We start from the raw sequence: 23,933 nt of genomic DNA, 5'->3' as shown, positions 1-23,933 counted from the left end.
GGCATGATTGATCCGCATGGATGTAATGTACTCTTTTATTGTCATTTTCATTACACTCTGAAATAAGTTCATCGCGTAGTTAGTATGCAAACCGACATGTTCGGCAATCGCTTTCACGGTCAAAGACGAATCGTGGTTACAGGCAATATACTCAAGTATTTTTTGAACATGGAACTGGGAGTGCTTGGATAGACCTTTAACGCTTTGCTTACAGTCCATAGTTGAAGTCAACTGTTCCCATCCCGTTAAAGATAGTCGTTTAAGCATTAACGACATCTCATCGGCGGCCAATTGGCGAAAGCCAATATCATCACTCTTACTTTCTTCCATCCACAGTGCTATTTGCTGCTCTGTAACTAAATGCGGTTGCACCGACTGAACCACAACGCCATGGGTGATTTGATTAATGAGTGTCTGCGCTAACGGCCATGCCAAAAAGTAGTGGATAGGGATATTCAATATACCCATATTGGTTGCAAGCCCAGGCTCAAGCAATTTATGCGGGGTTGTCGCCCAAAATAAACCAATATGGCCATTTTTAATGGTGAATGGTTGGTCATTAATCTGATAGTTCACGTCCCCGCCAAATGGGATATTCACTTCAATTTGACCATGCCAATGATAACACGGCATGCGATGGGGCCTACGCAACTCAATATGCACATATTCATCAGAGGTAAATAAACTAAGCGGGCCAACCGCACCTGAATCAGATGTATCTTGCGGGTTTTCATTATAAAAGATCGCCATTATTCTCCCGTTCAATGCATAAAAGTTAGTCCCATAAGGAATATACGATAACTTTCTCCTATGAGATAAGAGCAGCACAACAATATGTGAGGCTAAGCGGAACAAACTGAAATAATTAAAAATAAAAAAGCCACCACAGATGTGGTGGCAAAAGAAGCTTAAGGATACGATTTATGCCGTTGAACAACGCTATATTTATAACGTTTTCATTCTAGGTCGTATATTGAATTAATTTTCTCAATAGCATCAATCTATTTTGTTAACGCCAGTTCCGCTCGCCACTGCCGAAGCGATAAACCAACTGACTAGACATTAAATGATCATAAGACGATAGCTTGCCACTGTAATAGTGTGTCCAATCAACTTGTAGCGCCCAGTTATCATGAAATTGATAATGTAACCCTACCCCACCGTTAACTTGAAAGGTCGTGGTATCGCGATCTAGATCTAATAAGGTTTCACCAATACCCGCGCTGACATAAGGACGTAGATTATTTTTGCTTAGGAAGTAATATTGAGCATCAAGGCTGTAATTTTCATATGTCACACGCTCACCGGTCTCAAGGCTATCGGTATCAATACGGGCGTAACTTAAACGAGCTGAAAAACTCGGCGTAAAGTAAAGCCCCAATGACATACTTGGCGCCCACGCATTTTCCACGCCCCATGCCTTATCAAGGTTGAGGTAACGGGCACCAGCGGTGATCCCGACAATGCTGTAATCTACCGGATCAGTGGTCGTCATCATTGTCGTGTAAGTATAACGGCGGGCCATGGCAGGGCTAGTATCACCTTCACCGAAGCTATAACTCAGGTTGAATTTCACCTGAGTATCCACATCACCGTTGGCTAATGTCCTCTCACTTAAGCCGATATACCCCGTACCCGCCTTAATCACATCTCGCCCCATCATATGGTTGATGCCTCGGCCGATACTGTCTACTGGATCAAGAAAAAATAGTGCCGTATCACCCACCGCCGAAGATCCCCAAACGGTTCCGCCGCGTTGGATAATTTCACGTTCTTTATTAAATGCCCATTCACCGTAAACCCAACCCAGAACTGGCGTTACCACCAAGTCTTGTATCGCAGGTACTTCAGCAAATGCTTCTACACCGTATTCCCAATAGAAGGTCGACATCAAAAAGGAGTAGACGAATGCATCCCACTGACGATAACCCGATTTACGGGCAATTTGATAATACACCCCACCAAAATATGGGTGTCCAATATAGTTGATGTACCAAACATCTCTATCCCAAACCGGACCTTGACGAACGTTATCCCACCACTTTTCAATTAAGCGATCGTCACTCTTATCCCAGTTGGAAATATCCTCAGGCAGTAGGGCGATGAAACCGGCAACACCCACGCCATACCAAAATATCGACTTAGTTTGCGACCACAGGCGTTCTTTATCTTCGCCATTATCAGCTGAAAATAATGAAACAGAATAGGGGGAGTCATACACAGAAAGCGGGCGCGGCGTATTTTCCCATGTACTATTCGTCGTATACCGGTTTGGTTGCTCGGGAGTAAACGTGATTGGTTGATCGGGAGTAAACGTTAAGGGTTGCTCGAAAAGGGCCGCTTCGTTTTCTTCTTCTGCTAACGCTAAATTCGATGCGCTCAAGAGTGACGGTGCGCATAAAAAACATAGAAGAGGCAACAACGCCTTTTTTTTACTTGTCGCTCCCAAAGAACTGACCTTGTGATTCATAACCGCTTTACCTTTTTCAACCAATACTACGCGCAAAAAATTGTTGCTTTATATCAGATAGTTAATATCTTTCACTTCTAGTATAGTTAACGGATATTAATAAATGTAAGATACGGTTACACTTATTAATAAATATGATGCTTAACACAAAAAAATTATTTCACCGTCAACTTCTCTGCTAAAAAATCAAGAAATACCCGTATTTTGGGTGATACCAGCTCTCGCTTTAAATAAATGGCATACGTTGCGGTATTCGTTGGCTGTGGGCTGAACACATATTCAGCCAATACCTGTACAAGCGCGCCAGATTTCAATTCAGCATCAACGGCCCAGCGGGGCAATAAGGCGATGCCGCTATGATTCAGTAACAATTGCTTTTGCCCATTCACAGTATTTATTTCCAAACCGCGACCTATTTCCACTCGTGTTAGGTTGCCAGCGGTAAGATACCAATTGTTCCACCCAACATAGCCATAACGAATACAATGATGGGTTTGTAATGCATCTGGTGTGTCAGGCATACCGTTTTGGCTTAAGTACGCGGGACTCGCGCATAAAATAAAGTTATTGTCTTGTAGCTTACGAGCAACCAGTGTGGAGTCGGCCAGCTCTCCACTGCGGATCGCCACATCGATATTCTCTTCGATCAGATCAACAACCCGCTCCGACAGCTCTATCTTGAGTTCAACATCTGGATACAGCAGCGTAAACTCAGCAATGTGCGGCAGGATAACCGACTCGCCATAACCAACAGTCGCACTAACAACCAGCTTACCTTTAGGCTGTTCTTGTAAATCATTAATCACACGCTTGGCTTCATCTAAGCTAGCAACGATCTGCTGAGAATAGCTATAGAACATTTTCCCCGCTTCTGTCGGCGATATATTACGCGTATTACGGTTTATCAGGCGCACTCCTAACTCTTGCTCAAGAGCCGCAATCTGTCGGGATATCGACGAGGGCTGCACATCAAAAATGCGGCTTGTTTCAGAGATACTACGGCTCTCGATAACCGTATTAAAATACTGTAAGCGTTTAATCATGATTTACCTTGCAAGACTAACTGACTGTCTAGAATGAACGTTAATTGACACAGTATTGCCGTGCATTGCCTAAAACGCAAAAGTGAGTTTCCTTTTTCCGCATGGATTGCGATGTAGGCAAATAATAATATTGCTGCATCCAAAGTTGAGAGGTAAAGAACATGAAAGCAATGATCATTAAATCATTAGGTGATGCCGATGTATTCGAACAAGAAGAGCGTGCTAAGCCACAGATTAAAGCAGGCCACCTTGTTGTTGAAGTAAAAGCCACCAGTGTTAACCCGCTAGATACCATGCTGCGCTCAGTCGATACGCCTTGGTCAGCCAACTTGCCTGAAATTCTACATGGTGATGTCGCGGGTATTATCTCTGAAGTTGGCGAAGGCGTAAGCCAATTTAAAGTGGGTGATGAGGTCTATGGCTGTGCCGGTGGTATTGCAGGTATGGATGGTGCGTTAGCTGAATTCATGTTGGTTGATGCTGATTTAATGGCACAGAAACCGAAATCATTATCTATGCGTGAAGCGGCAGCCCTACCGCTAGTTTCAATTACGGCATGGGAAGCGTTAGTCGATAAAATGCAGGTAAAAGCGCACGATAATGTCCTGATCCACGGTGCCACAGGCGGTGTTGGCCATATTGCTATTCAGCTTGCTAAGAGCCTAGGTGCAGTCGTAACGGCGACAACACGTTCGAACAACTATGAAACAGCTCAAACACTTGGTGCAGATCATATCGTGAACTCAGAGGTTCACAGCGTCGCTGAATATGTTGAGCTGCATACTGACAATGTTGGCTTTGATGCAGTATTGGATACCATCGCAGGCGATCACATCCAAAAGAGCTTTGAAGCGGCGCGTTATAACGGTTCAGTGGCCACTATTCTACCTATTAACGATGTGTTGCAAGTCGCATTGAAAGGCTTGAGCTTCCACAGTGTATTGATGCCAATTCCGATGGTATACGGCATTAACCGTCAAGCCCATGGTGAGATATTAACCCGCATTGCTGAGTTGGTAGACGCAGGAAAAATCAAACCATTAGTTGATGTGTCAAACTTCAGCATCTGGGAAGTAACACAAGGCCACCAGCGTCTTCAGTCAGGCAATGCAGTAGGTAAAGTGGTACTTACAGTTTAATCTATTTGTTGTTCAACGAATAAAGCCAGTATTGACTGAATACTGGCTTTATTCTATTTTTCACCATCAAATAAAAATGGCCTTTCTCGCAATTGCTATTAGCGCCCAAATACTGGTGATTTGAACGAATCAGGCTTGAGCGTAAGGACTGAGCAATTGAGTTTATTCACCATTGACTCTGCTGTATTCCCCATCAAAAACCCTGCAACTCCCGTCCTAGAAAGTGACCCAAGAATCACTAAATCGATACCGTTATCAGCAATATAACTCGGTAGAATATCTCGAGGTTCACCCTCTAATAGTTTCACGTGCTGAACAATAGGGCTACTGGCATGGTGCATCAGCAAAGAATTAAGACGTTCTATACGCTCACTTCGCATTTTTTCTGACAATAATGCAATATCAAGGTCATCATACCCATTCCATTTACGAAGAAACCCTTCCGATTCAAGCCGCCAAGCATGACATAGCGTCAATTCAGCGCCAGCGACAGAGCAAAATTCAATGCCTAAGGCAACAATACGCGCATTAAACTCGTCATCATCTTGATTTGTAAGGTCAATGGCAGCCACAATATGGTTCACATTTGTAGAATCAAGGCTTAAAGACCAAATTGGCACTTCAGACTTACGCATTAAATTCAACGTACTGCTGCCTCGTTGGCAGGCCTTATCTTTTTCTTCTCGATGTGAATCAATAACAATCATGCTCGCATTAGAATCTTTGGCTTCTTTGAGTATCTCAATGAATGGGATGCCGATGCGAATATGAGTATGGAACTGAATATTGGGATATTGCTTACTAAGCGACTGTACATGTTGCTTCAGTGTGTCTTGATAAGCTGTCGTTGCACGGTTAAGCGCATCAAGTGTCTTACTGGAGTAATGAGCTACCTCTTTTAATTCGGCTAACTCTTCAATAACGGTTAACAATGTCACATGAGATGAGCGTTGATTGGCAGACTTAAACGCTTGGTGGAATAGTTGATTTATAGTTTGCTCGGGTGCAATAGGTATTAATAGCCGACTTAAGTTCATACTCCCTCCTAACGACACTTTATTTAAGTGCTAGCGATTTGCTTGAAGAAACAATTCAGGAATGCATATCTAAAATATACGCTAGTTACCATAGATGTATATTGATCTCCGTCGCTCTGGCTCACTTTTTCGGCGTCGCCTTCGTTAAGGAGGTACACGATAATCGACGTCATCCGTTAATTAAATTGATAAAAAAACCCTCTGAGCTCCCGTTCATTGGCTCAAAGGGTTTCGGCTTATTTCTTATTCCATCACACGACAAAATACACGTTATTCAACCATTAGCTCACCCGCCCCCTTGGAAGAGACTTCACTATTCTCGACCAAGAAAACCGTTGCTGCTTGTTTTAACTTTTTCCACTCAGCATCATCAACTGCGATGCCATTTTTCCAAGAAAAGTCTTGGGTTTCACGCAGTGTTGATGCATCAAAATGAACGATCCCTGCTGAGGTTAAAGCGGGTAACGCAAAATTAGTAACCGCCAATTCAATGGTCATGTCATGGGAAGCTTGACTATCAGCCTGTATATTTGTCGATTGAAAAAGTTCTGGGTAGATACACCCTTTATTCAATATATATAGGGTTTGTTTTGAGTCTGAGCCATTTGACCACTGCGCTTTACACGCCAGTCCTTTTGCCGATAGTTTTACCAATTCACTGTACGCCAACCAACGATTATGGCAGTTACGTATCGTAATCGTTAATGGCTTGGTCTCTACCAACAATTCAACGGCATAATCAATAATATTTGGCAGATGGCACGCTAGGCTACCACCTTGCAAGTCAACGATTAGATGCCCGAGTTTAGGTTGTGTAATCGTCACAGGGACATCTTTTTCATTACCTAAAAATGCCAATGCCTTATTAAAATGGCCAACGCCATTTAAGCCAACCATTTGCAAGTCAGCCACCATATTAGCAACCACATCCGCTTCACCGCAGCATCGTCGTAACCCAAGGAAAGCCTTATTTACCGCCGCGACAAGTTCGTTATGCGAGACAATCATTTTGCTTCTCCTGCAAGTTCTTCAGCTGACGGCAGGATTGGGAACAACCACTCTCCATCATGAATTTCATCCAATAATGGGGCGCCTTGAAAAAAGGTTACCTGTACCCAACGATCTGAGCGCGGGTCAAATTTGGTCGCACCAAATATTGCTAACTTACAGCGTAGCAAATGCATGGGTAGAGCGTCTTGGCGCAAAACATTCATTTGAATGTCACCCATCACTTTATTGCCTAATGTCCATGCTCTTCTTGCTATGGCTCGAAACTGCGGGTTCACCAATAAGAATTCAGCCAACGTTTGTTGAGGTTCGCTTTGCAACAACGCGCTATATAAACGGTAAACCTGGCGGCCAACATCAAGCGGCAACTCACGGTCTTCGCCTGCTTCTTCCCCGCGCACACCTAAACGCGGTTCTTCTTTATCTTGTGACCGATACCAAAACCAGTAATTATTTTCAGGCAATTGGAAATCCGCATCAATTGCCCAGCGATATTTATCTTCAAGTACCGCCCTTAAGTCGTGTACTTTTTTACCGCTGGTCAGTGAGAGTGTCTCATCGCAGTTCATCTTGTCTTCGTAGGAGTCAGCAATTTCTGGGTACAGCTCCATGACACAAGATAGAATAATTTCTTGCGCTTCTAATCCCAACGCCTGCGATTTCGCAATAACAGCGTGCCAATTTGGTGTTGCTTCAACAGGAAGTACAGTTATCGCGTCAACAAATGTACTCAACTCGATAACCGCTTGATTATTTAATACTTGTTGATTTGCATTTACGGTAACAACTTGCGTTAAGTGGGTAATACCCTGCTGGAGCAACTGCGTTAGGTAAGGTACTTTTTCAGTATCGAACGGGCAGTCTAATATTGCCGATAGAGCTTGTTCTCGCGTTGTCATCCATTGGTCAACAATACACGGGTGGTTGATAAGGTAAGGTGCCATACCTAACCCTGTCGCATTTCCTACCCCCAAATAACGTTGCAGTGAACGGTGCAAAGTGACAGCCTTCTCACCACCACGTTGCTTCGCAAGGTAATCCACCCAATCAAGGCTGAACTCTCGTAGCAGGTACACAGCACACATCTGCGCACTGAATGACTGATGGAAATCAGGGTTTTTCTCGAGCAATTTGAAGTCTGCAATACCAAATTTACCGTTACCATAAACCGCAGTGGTACGTAGAATATAACCGACTTCAGCTAGCTGTTCTGGTTCTGGTTGCTCACCGTTCGCCAAACTTGATACAAGGTGCTCAAACACTCGCACACTTTTATTTGCTCTTGCCAAAACCAATGCGCTATTGGGATTACGTCCCGCTTCTTGTAGCGGCACGTTTGCACGCAACGTTTCTAACAAAAGCTCATCAACCTCTCCCTCAACAAGGGCAAAAGTAACATCCCACTTTTCGGCAATTACGCGATCATTGCGTTCTTCATCGCTAATTTCATCGCAGAACACCACCAAGTGGTACAGATTGGTCGGTGTTTGAAGTCGATAAGTGGCATGACCAAAACCTTTTGACGAAATTTGCCATTCATTCTGGCTCACTTGCCAATTTTTCTGCGCCATTTGGCGCATCAGGTAACGGACAAAACTAATCCTGTTCTGGTGCATGGCACCCAGCCTATCTGGTGCCATGACTACTTCTGGTTGACGTAGGGTATTATCAAATTTCAAGGAACGATGTGCATCCATATTGCTCACCACCAATTTATTATTATGTTTCAGGTTAAGGTTAGGGCGGCCAACTACCGCCCGACATTTTTCATCTTATAATCGATGCCTTACTCTCAATTGCTATTCTCACGTAATGTGTGAAGGTCTATAACCCTTGCTCTTTCGCCATTTTCATTGCGATTTTCGGTGCATCCCACAATGATGGCAGTAAAATAAGTGACACTGGAACAGCCGTTATCACAATGAAGGATTGCAAGGCTGATACGCCACCTGAGCCTAGTGAGATCAAGATAAGTGCAGTAAGCCCCATCATGACGCCCCAGAAAGTACGAATGAACGCATTCGGCTCTGTTTCACCACTTATCACCACACTAATGGTATAAGTCATTGAGTCACCAGTTGTTACGATAAATATCGTGGTCAAAATAAGGAATAGAATTGACACAATCAGTGGAAACGGCAGCTGTTGAGTAATTGCGAGTAGCGCACCAGGGAAGTTAAACCCTTCAAAAGCTTTACTCACTGAGCCTGGCTCTGCAATTTCGAATGCCACGCCAGTACCACCGACAATGGTGAACCAAAAGCACGTGATCAATGGCGCCATTACACTGTGCGTCATCACTAACTGGCGAATAGTACGACCGCGCGATATACGGGAGATGAAGATAGCCATCATCGGACCGTAACCAAGGAACCAGCCCCAGAAGAATACCGTCCACCAGCTTAACCAACCCTCATCACCACGATAAGTTGCCATCGGAATAAAGTTATCAATCATGGTACCGACACCTTGCAGGTATCCATTGATCACAAACCCAGTCGGACCAACCAACAAGATATAAGCCATCAACCCAACCGCTAAAATAATATTCCAGCGACTTAAAATCTGAATACCGCGATTAAGGCCACTCAATGCCGAGATGGTATAGATAGCAATCGCAAACAAGATAATGATTAGCTGAGTGGTAAAACCGTCAGGAATCTCAAATAATAAATTAAGTGCAAAACTGATTTGTAAACCGAGGAACCCTATCGGACCAATCGTGCCGGCAGCCACAGCGATAATGCAACACGCATCAATGGTTGCACCAATACCGCCTTTCAAAGCTCTTTCGCCTAATAGCGGATAAAGCAAAGTACGAGGCTTCAGCGGGAGGCCCTTGTCATAATGCAAGTGCATTAAAACGATTGAGGTTAAGCTCCCCGTTATCGCCCAAGCCAAAAATCCCCAGTGCATAAATGATTGTGATAGCGCGTTTATCGCTTTTTGCCATGGTGTTATAGCTTCACCGTAAAACGGTGGGTTACTAACGTAGTGTGCAATGGGTTCAGCGGCCGCCCAAAAAACACCACCGCCAGCAAGTAAAGTACAAAGCATGATGGCAATCCAGCGGAAACCATCTATTTCAGGCTTATCCAAATTGCCTAATCTGACATGGCCAGTTCGGCCAACGGCTAAAGCAAGGCTAATCAAAAAAGTCATAAGCAGTAACACTTGCCAATATGGGCCAAAGTACGTGACTGCCCATGAAAAACCCGTGTTTACGACTGATGATAAGAGTGCATTATCATAAAGAGCCAAGGTGACAAACATCGCGAGAAAGCCGCCACTAAGCCATAGCACAGGGTTACGGACCCCTAGCTTATCAATTAACGTTTCTTCGTTTTTTTCTTGTGTGTTTAAAGACTCTGCTTTTATCGTATTAATAGTGTCAGACATGTAATGTCTCCAGCGGTTAGTGGATTTGTCTGGGCAAAAAATAAAATAACGGCCTGCATGAAATAATTAGAGTGGCAGGCCGGTGTTGTGTGCGGTGCTATTCTGCTGGCTGTAAACCGCGTTGCAGGAAGTTAAACCAGTTACCACCGAGTACCTGAGCACTTTCTGCTTCACTAAACCCAGTTTTGGTCAATCCGTCATAGATATTTTCCATCCCCCGGCTACCACAGAACCACGGTAGTGCATCAGGCCAGCCAGCATTGCCAGCTGAGCCTTCACCATAGTCCATTGCTTTAGACCAACGGCCATTACGCATCCACTCCAATACCGATTGCGGTTGATTTAGGCACAAATCGCTCCCGATACCTAAGTGTTCTACACCTACCATATCTGCTGTACGAGCAATCATCTGACAAAAATCATCGAGTGAACATTGGCTTCCATTCGGTAAATGGAACGGATACAAGCTGAACCCCAGTAGCCCACCACGTGCTGCTAACGCTTTAATCACCTGATCCGATTTATTACGTAATGCATCATGGGCAAATGTTGGGTTCGCGTGGCTAATACAAATTGGCCTTGCAGACAACTCGATAGCTTCCAGCGTCGAGCGTTCCGCACTGTGCGACATATCGATGATCATGCCTACTCGGTTCATCTCATCAATAACCTGCTTACCAAAACGCGTAATACCATTGTCGTTCTGCTCGTAGCAACCTGTCGCCAGCAAGCTTTGATTATTATAGGTCAATTGCATGATCAGCAGCCCCTGACGGCGCATTACCTCAACCATTCCAATTTCATCTTCAATCGGTGAACAGTTTTGTGCTCCGAAAAAGACACCAACTTTGCCCTGAGCTTTTGCAATTTCAACATCAGCCATCGATAACACTGGCATGATCAAATCAGCATTTTGCTCAAACAATGTGTTCCATTCTGCGAAGCGAGTTAACGTTTCTCGCGTGTTCTCGTGATACACCAAGGTCGCATGCACTGCGGTGATCCCGCTGGCTTTTAGGGTTTGGAAGTACTCACGATTCCAGTTGCAATACTGTAAGCCATCTATAATTATTTGCTGCTGGTACATAGGCACTCCTTAGTAAGGACGCTGGTACGCCGTTTTCACGACTGTGTAGAATTCTTTCGCATATTGGCCTTGCTCTCGAGGGCCAAAACTTGACTCTTTACGTCCACCAAACGGTACGTGGTAATCAGTACCCGCAGTTGGAAGGTTCACCATCACACAACCTGTTTGAGCTTGCTGTTTAAACAGTGCACTGCTGCGTAAGCTCTGCGTAATGATGCCGCCAGTCAGACCGAATCGCGTGTCATTTGCTGTCGCAATCGCTTCATCAAGATCAGACACTTTAATCACGCATGCCATTGGGGCGAAGACTTCTTCTTGGTTCACGGCCCAGCTATTTTGCGTATTAAGGAATAGCGTCGGTGACATGTAGTAACCTTCATGCTGAAGGCTCAGGCGTTCACCACCAAAGGCGAGGTCAGCACCATTTTCACGCGCTTTTTCAATCCATGAGAAGTTAGACTCTAGTTGCTTGCTATCAACCACTGGCCCCATGAATACGCCATCTTCTAAAGCGTGACCCACTTTTAGCTCACTCATGCGCTTAATAAGTGCTTCTACATAAGCGTCATGAATGCCATCCATAACCACCAAACGCGATGATGCCGTACACTTCTGACCAGCTCCCGAGAATGATCCGGCAATCGTGGCTTCAACCGCAATCTGAATATCAGCATCATCCGCAATGATTAACGCGTTCTTGCTGCCCATTTCTAGCTGGCTGCGTACAAAGTTCGGTGCTGTTGCCGCTGCAACTTTACGACCCGTATCAACCGAGCCCGTGAAGCTAACAGCATTAATTTGGTTAGAATTAATTAGCGTGTCACCCACTTCAGAACCACTACCCAGTACAAGGTTAAACGTACCTGCAGGTAAGCCTTGGCGAGCAATAATTTCTGTTAGTGCAACCGCACTTGCAGGTGTTAGATTCGCGGGTTTCCAAATAACGCTGTTACCAAAAGCCAATGCTGGTGCAATTTTCCAAGCAGCTGTTGCTGTTGGGAAATTCCACGGAGAGATAATTGCAACTGTACCCACCGCCTCACGCGTTACTTCAACCGATACTCCTGGGCGTACCGATGCCGCAGTGTCGCCCATCTGGCGTAGCACTTCTGCCGCATAATATTGGAAGAACTGACCCGCGCGGTAAATTTCACCACGACCTTCAGCAAAGGGTTTGCCCTCTTCGCTCGACAACAAACGACCCAGCTCATCGCAACGGGCGATAAGCTCATCGCCAATGGCCTGTAGTACCGCTTGCTTACGCTCTAACGGTGCTTTTTCCCACTCTGGCTGCGCCAATTTTGCAGACTCGATAGCTTGCTGAACTTGCGCTTGACTCGCTTGTGCGAAATCACCCAGATTTTGACTAATGTCAGATGGGTTAATGTTGGCAATAGTACGTTGACCTGATTGCCACTCTCCGGCGATATAGAGGGCTTGCTCTGCTTGAATTGTCATTGTTACTTCCTTATTTTTCTTCAGCGTTTAGCGATATTTGATAGAGACAGCGAGGCTTGTCTATTCCTTAACAGCGGCGTAAACCACTAGCTCAACTAGCATTTCTTCTCGTGCTAGCCCTGCAACAACCATCGCTGCGCGATTTGGGTAAGGGGCATTAAAGTATTCAGCGTACACTTTATTTACCGTCGCGAGGTATTCACGGTCGGTCACATAAATCAGTACCTGCAGCACAGAATCGAGCGATTCACCAGCACACTCTAAAGTGTGAACCAAATTATCAAGCGTCTGCCGAGTTTGTGCTTCAATACCGCCTTCCACCACAACCCCAGTCTGGTCAATTGGGATTTGTGCAGTGTAAAGCGTACCGTTGTGTGTAATCGCCCACTCAAGGGGTGCCTTTGAGGCAAAAAGAGAGGTTTTAACTGCTTTTTTGTTGTCTTGAAGATTCACGCCTAGCCCACCATGTAACGAATTTGTTTCGAATTGGTTAAACTATGCACTAGGGGTTATGATATATCTAACTATTAATTTTTTACAATTGATAAGTTTTATTTAACAATTCGTTTCAGGCATTATTTTTAAAGGGCTCAAAAGGAGACGAGCATGGGAATTAAGCTTCAGCAAATGATTCATTTTGTGATGGTGGTCGAAGAAGGTGGGTTTCGCGCAGCGGCGAAACGGGCAAATCGCTCACAAGCAGCCTTATCTACATCGGTAAAAGAACTCGAAAAAACACTCGGTCAAACACTTTTTGAAACCGGTCACAAAGCCCAGCTTACCCCGTATGGAAAAACCTGTTACCCGAAAATATCCCAGTTTTTAACTATTTATGATGATCTTGATAACGATCTTAAAGCCATTGCTGCAGGCCAGCAGGGTAAAGTACGTATCGCTTGTGTTCCTTCCGTTGCCGCTAAACTGATCCCCAGTGTGCTGGCTACCTTCTGTGAGCGCTACCCTAAGGTGGAAGTGAGCTTGATTGATGATAACGCTGCCGGTGTAGAGGCACGTTTACTCGCTGGTGAAGTGGATTTAGCCCTAGGAAACTGCTCTCACTTTGACGATGCGGCCATCACTTTTACCCCACTCCTATCTGATCCTATTGGGGTCGTTTGTTTACAAGACAATCCATTAGCTCAATATAAAGAAGGCATTGAGTGGGAAGCACTATTAACCCACCCCTTTATTCGTAACGGTACATGCACGTTATTAGAGCCTACACCCGCTCGTGTTATCAGTGAAAAAGCCCTCTATTCCGTTGAAAACATAACGTCACTATTTTCCGTACTTGAACTTGGTATTGGGATCACAACCCTGCCCAAGCTGGCGTTTCCAACCAACGAAACTAGGTTGGTATGGCGGCCACTGATTGATCCGCCACTTAAACGGGATATTGGTATTTTCCGGTTAGCCGATCGCACCATTTCGCCCCAAGCCAATGCGTTCTATTCACTGTGTATTGAGTATTTAACTTACAATGGTGAGTAGTGCTTTTAGTCGTCGATAGCAATTGTTTTAGACTACAATTATTATTAAATACAAGGTGTTAATTATGGACATTTCCAATCAAGTACTTTTGATTTTGATTGCTGCAGGCATTATCGTTTTTATTTGCATAAAAATTATTGAAAAATATAAAAATAAGTAACGAAAGAACACTTCATATCAACAAACTCATCAACATATCGCGTATACGTAAGAAGCATTATCTAGCAATGATAGGAACATCAACTAGAATGATAATTCCATCAATAAAAATAGGTTAATGTCGTAATGTTCAGAGCTTATGCGATTTTTTCAAGGAATAGACCACGAGTTCATATCTTTAATCTAATAATGATGGCGCTTATCTTTTTAATTAGTAGTTATGAACTGTTGGTCAATGAAAAGTTACTCTTTTCAACAGGTTTATTCGCTGTCTCGCTAATGGTTATTTTCTTTGCTATATCATCAGATTACAAACAAAAATACATTAGTAACAAAAACTAAAAACAAATACCGATGATCTTATCGAAGGCCTCAAGCAAACTTTAACACGCTAGCCAGTCCCCCATACTATTGGCTTACCGAGCCTAATCGGTAAGCCGCCCCAACAACCTAATTAGTTATTGCTTTACCCCCGCTCTAACACAAAGCGATAAACTGATAACAAACATAAAAACAAACCTTGACTTAAAGTTAACTTTAACAACTAAGCTGTTTGGTATAGACAGAAACAAGCCGAAGACAAATACACTTATTACATTGAAATATAATGTAAAGTACCAAAAGGATATTGTTATGAGCACTTATGTCGAACATGCCAACATCACCGTTATTGATGCCAACAGTACCATTACGTTCTTACTTGCCGCCTTACCAGAATGGTCTATCCGAGGGGAAGGGGTTAATGATAATTGGCATGGTAAACCAGTGAGCTGGTATCACATCGGTGACGAAAATAGCTATATAGCAATTCAAAGCGGTGGAGAAGGAAAGAATGGTCACTGGACCGGACATTGGACCGGAGTAAAGCATATAGGTATTGTCGTGCCGGACCTTGAAGCATTAATTTTACGCTTGAAAGAAGCTGGGTTCCCTATCGATCACCGAGGTGCCGAACACCCGCACCGTAAAAATGCCTATTTTCTTGATAAGCATAACGTGCAATTCGAATTCGTTGAGTATTTATCGACTCAGCCAGAAGAAAAGAATGACTATCAATACGAGTAAACTCATCACTTTATGATAGAACCGAGCCTAGACTGTTTTAAACATATACAGCGGCTCGGTGTCATTTAACTGCTAATGGGGCAAGCCTGTTTTACCAAGCTTTATTTAAGTACTTATCGACACTCAGCTTCCCTGGGCCTGCAACCAGCAAGGCACTGAAACCACCAGCGATAGCAATGTTCTTCATCAAGTGAATCGTTTGCCCACTGTCTGATAAATCGAAATGAAACAACAAAGCAGATACAACAGAAAACCCTGCAATAACCAATGAAAGTGAGCGAGTTAAGAAACCAAACAAAATAGCTAATCCACCACCAAGCTCTAACAAAATCACGAGCGGTAACATACCACCAGGAACGCCCATCGCTTCCATATACGCTTGCGTTCCAGAAAAACCTTCAATCTTTCCCCAACCCGCTTTAATAAAAATAAGCGCCAACATTATTCGAGAGACTAACAGAACATACGGGGAAACTCGGTCTAACATATTACTTCCTTAACAACTGAATAAATTTCTAGGCAAGGTTAATCCCCATAAATCCAAAATCACAACGCAAAAATCAGGACAACTTGTTTTACTTTTTAGGTGAAACCTTTCCATACAATTTATATCTATATTCGCATTGAAAAATAAACTGATTAATTTAAGGTCTTAACGACTTTTAAAGTGGTAGTAGATTGTGAATAAGCTTAAACAAACCCTCTCGTTAGATACCGTTCAAATACTCGATGTCATTGAAAGAGAAGGAAGTTTTGCGGCTGCCTCTCAACATTTAAATCGCTCAACATCAGCCTTAAGTTACCAAATCCAGAAGTTGGAAGAAGATCTTGATGTCCTCATTCTTGACCGTTCAGGGCATAGAGCAACGTTTACTCATGCCGGCCGACTTCTAGTGGAACAAGGTCGAATTATCCTTGATGCCTCTGACACGCTGTATAAACAGGTTAAAGAATTAGCTCAAGGTTGGGAGAGTGACCTCTTCGTCAGCTATGACGGTATTATAGGATCTGATTTATTCCTCTCTCTGATGGCAGATTTTGGGCAATTAAGCCAAACAAAACTTACGTTCAAAGAAGAAATTCTAACGGGAGGTTGGGAAGCCCTGAGTGCTGGGCGAACTGATATTTTAGTCTCGTCACGTCCCGATACTTTGCCCAATGAAATCAAAACAACCTTTCTAGGAAAAGTCGAAATGATTTGGGTATCATCACCCTATAGTCCCATTATTGATGAGCCTGAACCTCTCAAAGAAAATATCAGACAACGCTACCGTGTTATTGCAGTGTCGGACTCTGCACATACTAGCCCCAAATTAACGAAAAATATTCTCTCGGATCAATCCGTTTATACGGTAAGTACCATGGATGACAAAATTAAAGCAATTAAAGCGGGAATTGGTATAGGCACTGTTCCTCGCTCATTAATTCAACAAGACTTAGAACAGAAAAACCTACTCGAGCTAGGTATTGCTCGCGAAGTTGATATTGTGGTTGCTTGGCACCGCGCTGAAATGGGGCAAGCCAAAACATGGTGTATCAAACATATACAGCACCTTTGGGAACAAAGCCAAAAAGCAAAATGCGCCCTTGTATAGGCGCATTACTGCTTATAAAAAAGCTTACTTTTCACGTGAGACGTAAACGTGCTTTGAAACTTGCTCACCTGAAGGAGTAATCGCAGTGACGCGCAGTGAGCTAGAACGGTTAGCACTATTTCGAATAAATACTCGGCCGTTATCATCCGTCACCAACTCTTCTTTTATAGGTGCATTCGTTAGCACCTCTGCTCCGATAACAGGAGAGCTATCTTCTGTAATTTTTACCCATGTGCCATGGTTAGATGGCATCGCCGTCATTTTAAGTGACGCATTTGCATTAAAGCTTGCCAATAAAATCACCAGTGCAGCACTCAGTTTTGCGTTCATATCATTTCCCTCATTAAGATTTAGATGCTTGTTTTCTATGAGGTAAATATAATTTTAATCCACGTTCAATCATAGCGAGTAAATCAGAACAACTCATCCTAGAATTCAACAGCAATAACATTCAAATATAGGCCTTACTGTTTAACGATTAAATTTTTCCACTACAAACACCAAAAAATAAAGAAATATATTAAGTAATAATTCGGTTTACCCGCATATTGGATCACGCGAATGGCTTAATCGCCAATCTCGATAGTACGCATAGCAAAATCAAACCAATAAAATGAATTTATGACCAACTACTAGAAGATATTTTTAGTGACTTTATTCTTTAACGATCTGAGCTTGGAATGGCATATACTGAAGCAGGTAAGTAACGTGCAGATGTAAGGGAGGAATAATATAGTATCTAAAATATATGATGTCTAAAATATATTCAGCTCCTCAGAAAAGAAGCCAAACGCAAATACGCCCTTTCATAGAGCGCATTCTCAGCCAATAAAGCAACGCTTATCTTTCACTTGAGCGAGGAACATACACTAACTTAGTTACTTCCTCACCGTTCGGTGTCGTTGCTGTTACCCGTAATGAGTTTGCCCAGTGGGTATTCTTTTGAATGAAAACTCTTCCGTTCTCATCAGTAAACAACGCTTCTTTTATCGGAGAATTTGTTACGATCTCCGCGCCAGCAACAGGTGAATGACTTTCAGTCACTTTAACCCAAGTGCCATGGTTAGATGGTACCGCTGTCATGTTAAGTGACGCATTTACATTAAAAGTTGCTAATAAAGTAACCAGTGCAGCGCTTAGTTTCGCGTTCATTTCAATTTCCTCATAAAGGTTTAGATGCTTGTTTTCTATGAGGTAAATATAAGCTCAGCCGAAGATTGATCATAGCGAGTAAATCAGAACAACTTATCCTAGAATTCAGAAGCAATAGCATTTAAAAGTTCGACGCACTATTTAAATAGTAAAATCGATAAATGATGTTTGAGTAAATTAATGCTAGAAATCTTTTTGTTGTGCATGACAGTTTCAACATTAAAATCATTCACTACATTAATAGCAAACAAACAACTATATAAATAACCAACCTATTAAGTACCATAAGTTTTTCTTAACACCTGTCATGAATAACCGCAACAATGTGAAAGTACTCTTTTACTTTTAAAAAGGAGATTACTTTGAAACATCTAGCACTAAGCCCGCTGGGGATATTTGTAGCCACTTCAGTTAATGCTACCGTTCTTACATTAGAAGACGATCACATCTGGCCATCTGAAGGTGTTGTTGTTAACTATTCAGCGGTTGCTGATGAGAACATTGGTACCGAGTGGGTTGGTATCTACAAAGAAGGCACTGAGCCAACTGATGGCAATCACGGTTGGCACTATCTCACAACAAAAGAGGGCCAAGTTAAGTTCGATAACATCTCCCCTGGCAAATGGTATATCGACTGCATGATCGATTATGACTACGAAACTAAGTATTGCGAACGCTTAGAACTTGAAGTCCATGAAGAGCCAACGATCACTGTTCATGTCGACGGATTACCAAAGCGAATTGCAGGGATCAGTAATAACTATTCCCCAGATCTAGCCCCCGCAGCTGCTAGCGACGTTATGAGTACAATCACCATCACCTACACAGGGCTAGGTGAAGGTGACACTATTGAATCAGTTACCGATGGCACGATGAGTCTTGAGATTAGCCAAGATGGATATCGGTTCTCAGGTTTAGCGTCAGACCAGTATCAAATTCGCTATGAACTTAACACGCAACTTTATGTTGATCGGCTACCAGAGAAAGCTGATAACGAACTACGCGTAGTCGCGGCGAACGTATGGCGGACAGACTTATACGGCTGGGATGATGATAGCTGGCAAGGCCTTCATATGGGCCGTGGTGGTCAGGTTATCCGCACTTTTGTAGAGCTCGATGCCGATGTTATCGGTATGCAAGAGTACATGCACACAGAAGTTGTAGGCTTAGATCCTGAGTGGATTGAAACCGAATTAGAGAAAGCAACCGGTGAGGAGTGGTCAAGCTGTAAGAACGAACGTATTGTTACTCGCCTTGAAGTCAGTATAGAGCATGCGCAAGGTTGTGAAATAATCCTACCGAACGGTAAACCATTCTACTTCGGCGAAGTGCATTTAGGCCTGCACGAAGATTGGTCTAATCACTACGTTCCTTACACGGCACACAAAGGTTGGACAGAAGAAGAAATTGTCACAGCCGCAGAAGCGAACTGGGGAACAGGCAACGACAATATCATTGCGGACTCTAACGCAGTTGGTAATGCAATTCCTGCATTCTTTGTTGGTGACTACAACGAACCAAGTCATAACGACTATACAGAAAAAGCGGCAGATCACGAGGCACACAAGCCACTAGCAGAGCAGAGAATACCGCTGTCTATCCCTTCCATGCCTATGTCTAACATTATGCTAAGAGAGCTGGGTTATGTTGATACCTATGATGAAGCACGGCAGCGCAGGAACGCCGGACTAAATAATGGGCTTACCGCTGAGATTAATTATCCTGGTGTCACCTGGGGAAACTATGGTGTCGCTGATGCTCACCGTATTGACTTTATTTACTACCGCAACTCTGAATCAAACCCAATGCAGATTAAAGAATCCTATGTGATTGGTGGTCAGCCCGATGACAACCCAGCCTATCCATTCGAGAATGATCATGTCGAAGTACCATACACTGCAAACATATGGCCGAGTGACCACCGTTGGGTACTCACCTCAATGACATATGACGACCCACCAGAAGAATCAGAAGAACCTGATGAAGAGTCAGGTGGTTCAACGGGTATTGTTGCTCTATTCTCCCTGCTTAGCCTCGGGTTATTCAGACGGAAAAGTCAATTTTGAATAAATAAAGCCACCATAATGGTGGCTTTCTTATCAATTGACTATAGGTTAGGTAAAGAATTCGAACATTAATATCTCTTTCATTTACCCTATCTTTAGCAATATCCATTTTCACTAAAAAGCATAAGTAAAATGATGGCTGGCGATAACAAAATCTTCTTTTAAATAGAACTTGTGAGCACCAAAGCGATGGACGCCTGAATCAAGGTGAATTTGATCCAATTGATTTAAATGAGCATAGTCTTTAAACCAGTCAATCAACAATTGCCCAGCACCTTTTGAACGGTACTCCTCGGCTGTCACTAAGTCATCAATATACATATACTTGCCCCAAGACAGTTTTTGCCCTGTGACAAAACCAGCAACACAAAGCACTTTTGCGTCCTCGACTACATAAACAATTTGGTAGCCCGCTTTTTGCTGTGATTTTATTTGTGATATTAAACTATCAAGATCATATTGTGGTCGTAGCTGCTGCAATACCAATGCAATAACACCCAATTCTTCATCTGAAGATAATAGCTGTACTTCCATTTTCATTCCCCCCAAAAGCTAATCATAGAAAGCCTCTATTATTAAGAGGCTAAATAATACGAGTTCATCGAGGGTAACAAACAATTATTACATCATGCCGACATAACGAGGATGGCTAATGATATATTGAGTCCATCGTGTAATGGCAGGGTAGCGCTCTAGCGAGAACCCACCTTCATGGGCGACATGGGTGTAGGCATATAGAGAAATATCAGCAATAGTCAAACTTTCACCAGCCAAGTATGGGGTTTGTTGGAGTTGCTTTTCCATCACCGAGAGGGCTTTGTTGCCGCCTTCTTGTAATGCCTGATATTCAGCTTTGCGTTCTTCAGGCATGCCTAAATATTTTGCAATGAAGCGGGCAACCGCAATATAAGGTTCATGACTATATTGCTCGAAGAACAGCCACTCCATTACTTTTGCTTTCTGGTAATTATCTTGCGGTAATAGCAGGGTACTTTCGGCAAGATAACAGAGAATAGCGTTCGACTCAGCTAAGCAGCGCCCATCATCCAGCTCAAGTGTTGGGATTTTTCCATTCGGATTCATCTGCAAAAATTCATCGGTATGACTTTCGCCATCGAGAATATTAATGTGATGCCAGTTGTAATCTAAGCCCAGTAATTCAAGTATTAACTTAATCTTGTAGCAGTTGCCAGACTGAATATCGCCATAGACTTTCATTATTCGTCCTCCATTGACGGGTTATATTTAATCGAATCACTCCACTGACTCAATTTAAATTCATCCTAGCGAACTAATACCTAAGTGAGAACGAAAAAATCATTTAACAATAATAAAGGGAGCATATGCTCCCTTTAAATCACCCATACCGAATCTGGTAATTTAGGCTAAATATTTTTCCACCTCTGCTTCCCAATCAGTCAAAAGCTTCATGATCTGCCATGAATCTTCTGCCGTGGCGGCTGGACGCTCAAGGGTTTTGCTCCCTTGCTCAATAGCTTCTCTGATGGCTCGAACCTGATAGAGAAAGCCATTGCCATCGGCGTTAATTGTTATTGTTTTGGAAGGCTGTTCGTATTCGGTGATCACAAGCTGGTTGTGAACATCAGGCAACCATGGATTAGTGACAACTTGTAAACTTCCCGTAGAGCCTAATACCGTAAACTCCGCATGCAGTCCGTAGTCCTCAGCAGTGTGCAGTTGACCCATCACTCCGTTAGAGAAGCGAATATTTGCCACCGACTCACAGATATTGCCATCAGCACCTCTCCGCCCCATGGCGGATAGTTCATAATGGGGAAATGCTTGATCACTACCACACTGCTGCATAACGAGGTGCATCAATGATGCAGGGTAACAACCCAAATTGTACAAAGCGCCCTTGCTGTCAGGGTTAACGAATTGAGAAATCGCAGCCGTATACTGGCCATTGATCGCACGTAGTTCACCAATAGCTCCCGATTGGATTGTTTTGATAATTTCAGCGGTAAACGGGTGATTGAGGTACATTAAACCTTCAGCAAAAAACACCTTGTTGTGTTCAACAGCAGCTAGGGCTTCTTCCGTCTTAGCCATATCTATCGACAATGATTTTTCACATAGGATGGCTTTGCCAGCATTTGCAGCTTTCACCACATATTCATGGTGTAGGTGATTGGGCAACGCAATATAAACAATATCGACCTGTTCATCGGCTATTAAAGCATCATAGTTATCGTAAATAACAGCAATATCATATAGCTCGGCAAAAGCTTCTCTTGGCGCGTCACTGCGACCCGCAACAGCATAGAGTTGAGTTTGCTGTTCTTGCTTAATGGCATCAGCCATAACGCCTGAAATAAAGCTCGTCCCTAAAATACCCCACTTTAGTGATTGACTCATTTCTCTTCTCCCACGCTCATTAAGTCGGTTTCAAACGCCTGCACCAAGTCTGTAATGCCTAGGCCAATAAAATGCTGAGTATGCTCGGCACTAAAATGCCGTTGGAATGCCGCCTGATCATCATAGCGTTCCCATAAAATAAAACGGCGAGGATCGCTCATATCTTGGTGCGCTAGCGCCAATGAACAACCAGATTCGCTATTCATTCCACAACAAAACTCGGCTATCGCTTGTTTAGCCATTTCCAAATCAACGTCAGGTTTTACTTTGATCTCTGCAGTAATAAATAAACCCGGTTCAAACATGGTCGCAATGCCTTTCTTTAATAGAATCAATCCAATTTAATTGACAAGCTAAGATTGATAAACAACGATATGCTTGGTTATTTATCAACTTATAGTTTGCAATATGGATAAGCTAAAAAGCATGCAAGTATTCGTCGATGTTGTGCAACGGGGCAGCCTTGCCAAGTCTGCTGCACACTATTCGATAACATCGACAATGGTTGGCAAGCATATCAAGTCGCTAGAAACCTACCTCGGGATCAAATTATTAAACCGAACAACCCGTAGGCAATCACTGACCGAAGCGGGTGATATGTATTTCCGCGAATGCCTGCGCATACTGGCAGAGATAACAGAGGCCGAAAACAGCCTACAAGCCATCACCAACGCACCGCGTGGGCTGATCAGAATTAACTCACCGGTTACCTATGGCAGCTTGGTCATAGCCCCTATCGTGGCAAAATTCCTTCAGCAATATCCCGATATCAATATCGAGTTGACGCTTGATAATCAGCGTATCGATCCTCTCGATGAGCAGGTTGATTTGATCATCCGTATTGGCGATCTCGAAGATTCCACTTTAATTGCCAAACACATTGATAGCTACGACAGCTTATTTTGCGCGACACCTCATTATCTAGACCAGCATGGTGTACCCTCATCGCTTGAAGTACTAACCCAATATGATTGCCTTGGCTTTAGTTATGGTGATATTCAACCAAACCTAGCGCTCCGGATCGATACTCCGGCATTCAGCCGACAGCTATCAAGGCTCAGCTCAAACAGTGGGCAGGCACTAAAAGAAGCCGCTCTTCAAGACGCGGGGATCATCTTGCAGCCAGAAGTTCTTATCAAAGACGAAATCAATGACGGGCGATTAGTTGAGATCCTTCACGAGGACCGCCCTGTCGCACGTCCAGTTCATCTGCTTTATAAAGGGAAAGCTCAACCCTTAAAAACAAGGACGTTTATTGAGTACCTTGTCCAATCACTCTTGTAAGGCGCGATAACACATTTACTGATTACAGTGAGATGACATTAAAAAACACTCACGAAAGCTGCGCTGATTATAATTAGCCATCAATATGCAAAAAATTTTCT

23 protein-coding genes are annotated in these 23,933 nt (G+C 43.3%); 6 read left to right on the top strand and 17 right to left on the bottom strand.

The features are described from left to right. From melR to L4D09_RS09440, 3 genes are all read right to left on the bottom strand, one after another. The coding region (gene melR / locus L4D09_RS09450; protein ID WP_428457252.1) for a transcriptional regulator MelR at positions 1-750 on the bottom strand (750 nt) is incomplete at its 3' end. Positions 751-1,009: 259 nt separating this feature from the next. Continuing rightward, positions 1,010-2,470: an acyloxyacyl hydrolase gene (locus tag L4D09_RS09445; protein WP_428457251.1), complete on the bottom strand. Its 1,461-nt coding sequence runs from the start codon at positions 2,468-2,470 to the stop codon at positions 1,010-1,012. A gap of 155 nt (positions 2,471-2,625) precedes the next feature. Further along, the gene (locus L4D09_RS09440) at positions 2,626-3,513 is read right to left on the bottom strand and encodes a LysR family transcriptional regulator (RefSeq protein ID WP_428457250.1); all 888 of its coding nucleotides are present in this window, start codon (positions 3,511-3,513) and stop codon (positions 2,626-2,628) included. Positions 3,514-3,674: 161 nt separating this feature from the next. On the opposite strand from L4D09_RS09440, the gene L4D09_RS09435 reads away from it, so the two are divergent. Continuing rightward, positions 3,675-4,652 carry a zinc-dependent alcohol dehydrogenase family protein gene (locus L4D09_RS09435; protein ID WP_428457249.1) on the top strand — a complete coding sequence of 326 codons (978 nt, stop codon included), beginning with the start codon at positions 3,675-3,677 and terminating at the stop codon, positions 4,650-4,652. Positions 4,653-4,750: 98 nt separating this feature from the next. On the opposite strand, the gene L4D09_RS09430 is transcribed toward L4D09_RS09435, so the two are convergent. The 7 genes from L4D09_RS09430 to L4D09_RS09400 form a co-directional block, all read right to left on the bottom strand. Continuing rightward, a complete protein-coding gene (locus tag L4D09_RS09430; RefSeq protein WP_428457248.1) occupies positions 4,751-5,689 on the bottom strand; it encodes a universal stress protein in 939 nt (312 codons plus the stop codon). 270 nt (positions 5,690-5,959) lie between these two features. After that, a complete protein-coding gene (locus tag L4D09_RS09425; RefSeq protein ID WP_428457247.1) occupies positions 5,960-6,697 on the bottom strand; it encodes a DUF3726 domain-containing protein in 738 nt (245 codons plus the stop codon). Beyond that, on the bottom strand, positions 6,694-8,394 hold the full coding sequence (locus tag L4D09_RS09420; protein WP_428457246.1) for a hypothetical protein: 1,701 nt from the start codon (positions 8,392-8,394) through the stop codon (positions 6,694-6,696). Before L4D09_RS09420 ends, L4D09_RS09425 begins: the two co-directional genes overlap by 4 nt. 127 nt (positions 8,395-8,521) lie before the next feature. Then, on the bottom strand, positions 8,522-10,096 hold the full coding sequence (locus L4D09_RS09415) for a BCCT family transporter (protein WP_428457245.1): 1,575 nt from the start codon (positions 10,094-10,096) through the stop codon (positions 8,522-8,524). A 97-nt stretch (positions 10,097-10,193) separates the two neighbouring features. Next, a complete protein-coding gene (locus L4D09_RS09410; RefSeq protein ID WP_428457244.1) occupies positions 10,194-11,183 on the bottom strand; it encodes a membrane dipeptidase in 990 nt (329 codons plus the stop codon). 9 nt (positions 11,184-11,192) lie between these two features. Beyond that, complete coding sequence (locus L4D09_RS09405) at positions 11,193-12,641, bottom strand: aldehyde dehydrogenase family protein (protein WP_428457243.1); 1,449 nt, start codon at positions 12,639-12,641, stop codon at positions 11,193-11,195. A 60-nt stretch (positions 12,642-12,701) separates the two neighbouring features. After that, positions 12,702-13,094 carry a RidA family protein gene (locus L4D09_RS09400; protein WP_428457242.1) on the bottom strand — a complete coding sequence of 131 codons (393 nt, stop codon included), beginning with the start codon at positions 13,092-13,094 and terminating at the stop codon, positions 12,702-12,704. Positions 13,095-13,247: 153 nt separating this feature from the next. Here L4D09_RS09400 and L4D09_RS09395 point away from each other — a divergent pair, with 153 nt between their 5' ends. Both L4D09_RS09395 and L4D09_RS09390 read left to right on the top strand, forming a co-directional pair. After that, on the top strand, positions 13,248-14,132 hold the full coding sequence (locus L4D09_RS09395; protein WP_428457241.1) for a LysR family transcriptional regulator: 885 nt from the start codon (positions 13,248-13,250) through the stop codon (positions 14,130-14,132). Between the two features lie 792 nt (positions 14,133-14,924). Next, positions 14,925-15,356 (top strand): VOC family protein, encoded by a 432-nt coding sequence (locus L4D09_RS09390; RefSeq protein ID WP_428457240.1) that lies wholly within the window; start codon positions 14,925-14,927, stop codon positions 15,354-15,356. Between the two features lie 91 nt (positions 15,357-15,447). Here the strand turns inward: L4D09_RS09390 and L4D09_RS09385 are convergent, their stop codons facing one another. After that, positions 15,448-15,843 (bottom strand): DoxX family protein, encoded by a 396-nt coding sequence (locus L4D09_RS09385; RefSeq protein WP_428457239.1) that lies wholly within the window; start codon positions 15,841-15,843, stop codon positions 15,448-15,450. Between the two features lie 193 nt (positions 15,844-16,036). On the opposite strand from L4D09_RS09385, the gene L4D09_RS09380 reads away from it, so the two are divergent. Further along, positions 16,037-16,951, top strand: a complete 915-nt coding sequence (locus L4D09_RS09380) for a LysR family transcriptional regulator (protein ID WP_428457238.1) — start codon at positions 16,037-16,039, stop codon at positions 16,949-16,951. A gap of 24 nt (positions 16,952-16,975) precedes the next feature. Here L4D09_RS09380 and L4D09_RS09375 read toward each other — a convergent pair whose 3' ends face one another. Together L4D09_RS09375 and L4D09_RS09370 are read right to left on the bottom strand one after the other, a co-directional pair. Then, positions 16,976-17,281, bottom strand: coding sequence for a hypothetical protein (locus L4D09_RS09375; protein WP_428457237.1), 306 nt, complete (start codon positions 17,279-17,281; stop codon positions 16,976-16,978). Between the two features lie 510 nt (positions 17,282-17,791). Then, complete coding sequence (locus tag L4D09_RS09370) at positions 17,792-18,103, bottom strand: hypothetical protein (RefSeq protein ID WP_428457236.1); 312 nt, start codon at positions 18,101-18,103, stop codon at positions 17,792-17,794. A gap of 362 nt (positions 18,104-18,465) precedes the next feature. On the opposite strand from L4D09_RS09370, the gene L4D09_RS09365 reads away from it, so the two are divergent. Then, positions 18,466-20,169 carry an exonuclease/endonuclease/phosphatase family protein gene (locus L4D09_RS09365; protein ID WP_428457235.1) on the top strand — a complete coding sequence of 568 codons (1,704 nt, stop codon included), beginning with the start codon at positions 18,466-18,468 and terminating at the stop codon, positions 20,167-20,169. 114 nt (positions 20,170-20,283) lie between these two features. On the opposite strand, the gene L4D09_RS09360 is transcribed toward L4D09_RS09365, so the two are convergent. The 4 genes from L4D09_RS09360 to L4D09_RS09345 form a co-directional block, all read right to left on the bottom strand. Further along, on the bottom strand, positions 20,284-20,703 hold the full coding sequence (locus L4D09_RS09360) for a GNAT family N-acetyltransferase (protein WP_428457234.1): 420 nt from the start codon (positions 20,701-20,703) through the stop codon (positions 20,284-20,286). Between the two features lie 87 nt (positions 20,704-20,790). After that, positions 20,791-21,387 carry a glutathione S-transferase family protein gene (locus L4D09_RS09355; RefSeq protein ID WP_428457233.1) on the bottom strand — a complete coding sequence of 199 codons (597 nt, stop codon included), beginning with the start codon at positions 21,385-21,387 and terminating at the stop codon, positions 20,791-20,793. Positions 21,388-21,549: 162 nt separating this feature from the next. Beyond that, on the bottom strand, positions 21,550-22,548 hold the full coding sequence (locus L4D09_RS09350; protein ID WP_428457232.1) for a Gfo/Idh/MocA family protein: 999 nt from the start codon (positions 22,546-22,548) through the stop codon (positions 21,550-21,552). Next, a complete protein-coding gene (locus L4D09_RS09345; RefSeq protein WP_428457231.1) occupies positions 22,545-22,853 on the bottom strand; it encodes a putative quinol monooxygenase in 309 nt (102 codons plus the stop codon). The genes L4D09_RS09350 and L4D09_RS09345 overlap by 4 nt, the downstream gene beginning before the upstream one ends. 103 nt (positions 22,854-22,956) lie before the next feature. On the opposite strand from L4D09_RS09345, the gene L4D09_RS09340 reads away from it, so the two are divergent. After that, on the top strand, positions 22,957-23,832 hold the full coding sequence (locus L4D09_RS09340) for a LysR substrate-binding domain-containing protein (RefSeq protein ID WP_428457230.1): 876 nt from the start codon (positions 22,957-22,959) through the stop codon (positions 23,830-23,832). The last annotated feature ends 101 nt before the right edge of the window (positions 23,833-23,933 follow it).

Origin of the sequence: Photobacterium makurazakiensis, from assembly GCF_050336715.1 — a bacterium.
Lineage (GTDB): Bacteria > Pseudomonadota > Gammaproteobacteria > Enterobacterales > Vibrionaceae > Photobacterium > Photobacterium makurazakiensis.
Note: the sequence above shows the minus strand (reverse complement) of the source record. Positions and strands in the feature narration are given on the sequence as shown.